At 67.6% G+C, this 3,827-nt stretch carries 4 protein-coding genes; all 4 read right to left on the bottom strand.

Annotation, left to right across the window (positions count from 1 at the left end; genetic code table 11):
* On the bottom strand, window positions 1-472 hold a 472-nt coding region (locus DBR20_RS23510; RefSeq protein WP_258223437.1), incomplete at its 3' end, for an SPOR domain-containing protein.
* Window positions 473-553: 81 nt separating this feature from the next.
* The gene (gene folC, locus DBR20_RS19855; protein ID WP_108267906.1) at window positions 554-1,825 is read right to left on the bottom strand and encodes a bifunctional tetrahydrofolate synthase/dihydrofolate synthase; all 1,272 of its coding nucleotides are present in this window, start codon (window positions 1,823-1,825) and stop codon (window positions 554-556) included.
* 42 nt (window positions 1,826-1,867) lie between these two features.
* The gene (locus DBR20_RS19850; protein WP_108267904.1) at window positions 1,868-2,512 is read right to left on the bottom strand and encodes a histidine phosphatase family protein; all 645 of its coding nucleotides are present in this window, start codon (window positions 2,510-2,512) and stop codon (window positions 1,868-1,870) included.
* 239 nt (window positions 2,513-2,751) lie between these two features.
* Window positions 2,752-3,827, bottom strand: a 1,076-nt coding sequence (locus DBR20_RS19845; protein ID WP_258223436.1) for a S46 family peptidase, incomplete at its 5' end; no start/stop codon positions are given.

Genomic DNA, 3,827 nt, shown 5'->3' with positions numbered 1-3,827 from the left:
GCCGGCCCGCTTCGGCCTGCGCACGATCAGCATACGGTCCAACGCGCACGCGCCAGGCCGGACGACCGTTGATCGATGCGGTCTCGATGAAGCCCGGAAGCTGCGAGCGCTTCAGGTAGGCGACCACCGCATCGGCATCGGCCTGGCTGCCGTAGGCGCCGAAGGTCACCGCGTAGTTGCCGGCGGCGACCGCTGGCGAGGTGTCCACGGTCGGCGGCGCAGCCGGTGCGGCGGCCTCCTCGACGGGACGGGCCTGGCCGCTCTGCAATCCGGTGGCGCCACCAGCAGGCGCGACCAGCGGCAGTTCGCGGGTTTCGAACTGGCCATCGGCCGGCGCATCGGGCGCGGCGATCGGCACATTGGCCACACCGCTGTCCGGGGCCGGGCCCTTGACGAGCATCGGCAGGAAGATGACGGCCAAGGCCACCAGGACGATGGCACCAATCAGACGCTGTTTCAGGGGCGTATCCACGTAGGGCAGGCGGCAGGCTGGACGTTGCGGTCGATTATACGGGTGCTGGACCGGGCGGCGTCGGTAATGGCTGAACGGCGGTCAGGCGGGGGCCTGCAGCCATTGCAGCGCAGCGGCAGCGGTATGGAAGGAGCCGAACACCAGTACCCGGTCGCCGCGTTCGGCACGGGCCAGCACCTGCGCCAGCGCCTGTTCGACCGTGTCGGCCAGCGCCGCAGTAGCTGCGGCGGTATCGGCCAGGCACGCCTGCAGCTGCGTCGCACTCTGTCCGCGCGGGCCATCCAGCCCGGCCAGGGTCCAGTCGCTCACCACGTCCTGCAGAGCCTGCACCACGCCCACGGCGTCCTTGTCCTGCAGCGCGGCGTACACCGCCAGGGTGCGCCCGGGGATAGCCTCGGCCTTCAGCGCGCGCGCCAGCTGGCCGGCCGCCTGCGGGTTGTGACCGACATCGACGCGAACCTGCACGCCATCGCGCTCGAACGCCTGCAGGCGCCCGGCGATGCGCGCCGCGGCCACGCCTGCGGCCCATGCCGCGCGCGGCACCGGCTTGTCCAGTGCACGCAGCGCAGCGATCGCCGCACCGGCGTTGGCCAGCTGGATCGGCCCGGCCAGCGCCGGGGTCGGCAGCTCCAGGCGGGTACCGACATCGCGCCAACGCCAACGCTGCGCATCGATCGGTTCGTAGAAGTAGTCGCTGCCACCGCGGATCGCATTGGCACCTACCAGGTAGGCGCGCGCCAGCACGCTCGACGGCGGATCGGTCTCGCCCAGGATCACCGGCTTCCAGCCGCGGATGATGCCGGCCTTCTCGGCACCGATGGCCTCGCGGTCCTCGCCCAGCCATTCGGCGTGATCGATGTCCACGGTGGTGATCACCGACACGTCGGCGTCGACGATGTTGACCGCATCCAAACGGCCGCCCAGGCCGACTTCCAGCACCGCCAGATCGAGATCGGCATCGGCGAACAACTGCAGCGCGGCCAGCGTTCCGTACTCGAAATAAGTCAGCGTCACATCACCACGCGCTGCCTCGACCGTGTTGAACGCAGCGACCAGTGCGGCGTCGTCGGCGTCCTGGCCATCGATGCGCACACGCTCGTTGTAGCGCAGCAGGTGCGGTGAGGTGTACGCACCGACCTTCCAGCCCGCAGCGCGCGCGATGGCTTCGATGAAGGCAACGGTGGAGCCCTTGCCGTTGGTACCACCGACCACGATGGTGTGCCTGGCCGGCGTGCCCAAGCCCATCGCGGTGGCCACGGTGCGCACGCGCTCCAGTCCCATGTCGATGGTGGCCGGGTGCTGGCGTTCAATGTAATCCAGCCATTCGGCCAGAGTGGTCGGGGTGTTCTTCACGGCAAGGCTTCCAACAGGTACAGGTGGTTCAGGACAGGAAATTCAGAGGGCGCGGTGCTTGGCTTCGCCGAAGAACGGCGTGTGGTGGGCGCAGTCGTTCAGGCGCACCACTTCCAGGCTGTCCAGGTCAGCGCCTTCAAGCAGATTGAGGGTGGTCGGTGCCTGACGGAAGGTCCAGAGGCGGGAAATCGGCAGGCCCAGCACCTTGCACAGGATCACCCGGTTGACCGCGTCGTGGGCGACCACCAGCAGCGTGTCGTGTTCGCCAAGTCCTTCGGCGGCACGGGCCAGGCCGCGCCAGCTGCGCTCCAGCACCAGGCGCAACGATTCGCCGCCCGGCATCAGCACGGTGTCCGGCTCAGTGCGCCAGGCCTGCAGGCGCGACGGATCTTTTTCGTTGATTTCGCTGGCCAGCAGACCTTCCCACTCACCGTGGGCAATTTCCTGCAGTTCCGGCTCGGTCAGCAGCATGTCGGCGCGTGCAGCGCCAAGGGCCAGCTGCGCGGTGCGCTGGGCGCGCGACAGCGGCGAGGCCACCGCACGGGTGATGTCCACCGATGCCAGACGGGCGCCAAGCGCCTGGGCCTGGGCCTCACCGATGGGCGAAAGCGGGATGTCGATCTGGCCTTGGTAGCGGCCTTCGGCGTTCCACGGCGTTTCGCCGTGACGGGCAAGCAGGATGCGCATGCGAACAAGGGGTCCTTGGGGGAGGAGTTCCGGCGCAGTGTTCACATCCTGTGAAGTACGCGGAACGGGGATGATACCTGTTCGGCGGACCGGGCCGGACGGGGCATGAAAAAACCCCGCGACTGGCGTCGCGGGGTTTCAGGTTTCCTACGGATTCCGCCGGGCATGGCCCGGCGCTACCGGAGGCGGCCAGTAGATCCACGCCATGCGTGGATAGACCGCCAGCGACCGCAGACGGATCATTTCGCCAGGTTCAGTTCCTTCAGCAGCTGCGGCGCCGGCGCCACCTCCTGCATGATCCACTGCATGTAGCGGCTGTCGACGGCGATCATGCGGGTCATCACCGGGTCGAACACCCAGTTGGAGCTGACCGATTCCCAGTTGCCGTCGAAGGCCAGGCCGACCAGCTTGCCGTTGGCATCGAGCACCGGCGAGCCGGAGTTGCCACCGGTGATATCCAGGTTGGACAGGAAGTTGACCGGCACCGAACCGATCCGCTTGTCCTCCAGGCCGCCATAACGCTTGGCCTTGACCGCATCCAGCAGCGCCTTCGGCGAGTCGAAGGGATCTTCACCGGTTTCCTTCGCCGCAACACCTTCCAGGGTGGTGAACGGGGTGTACTTCACGCCGTCCTTGCCATAGCCCATGACGTTGCCGAAGGTGATGCGCAGCGACAGGTTGGCATCGGGGTAGACGAACTCGCCCTGGCTCTTCTTGTAGTCGGCCACGGCCTGCAGGTACAGCGGACGCGCGGTCAGCGATTCGCCTTCGCGGATCTTCTTCTGCTCTTCCTGCTTCAGCAGCGCCGGCATGACCGCCACTGCGTACTGGATGGCCGGATCGGTGCTGGCTTCAAACGCCGCGCGATCGGCCTTGAACCACTTCAGGCGGTTGTCCAGGCTGCCCAGCTCGGTGCCGCCCAGCTTGGTCACCAGCGACTTCACGGCAGTGGCATCGCTGCCGGCCAGCCACTTGTTCAACACTTCGTTGTCGCGCTGCGCGGCCGGCAGGGCCACGTACTGGTCGAGCCAGTAGGCCTGCAGCTGCTGGTCCATCTTCGCCACGTAGCGGCGATCCATCTGCTTCAGCCCACCTTCGATGGTGGTCAGGTCACGTTCCTGGTAGCCGGCTTCGCGCTCGGCGTCCGGCTTGCTGCGCTCGATCGACAGGCGGTACAGGGTGATCGCCGCGCCGACGGCCGAGGTGTTGTTAAACTGGCCAACGAACAGGTCGCGCTCGCGCGTCGACTTGCTGGTGTCCAGGTGCTGCAGCAGCTGCGCGTGCGCAGCCAGCGCCGGCTTGCCGGCAGCGCCCT

Origin of the sequence: Stenotrophomonas sp. HMWF023 (assembly GCF_003060985.1) — a bacterium.
GTDB classification, from domain to species: domain Bacteria; phylum Pseudomonadota; class Gammaproteobacteria; order Xanthomonadales; family Xanthomonadaceae; genus Stenotrophomonas; species Stenotrophomonas lactitubi.
The sequence above is the reverse complement of the archived record's forward strand: the minus strand, read 5'-3'. Positions and strand labels throughout refer to the sequence as shown.

Excerpts from the sequence above, each read along its gene's own strand:
- DBR20_RS19850 (WP_108267904.1), bottom strand. The coding sequence starts at position 2,512 with ATGCGCATCCTGCTTGCCCGTCACGGCGAAACGCCGTGGAACGCCGAA.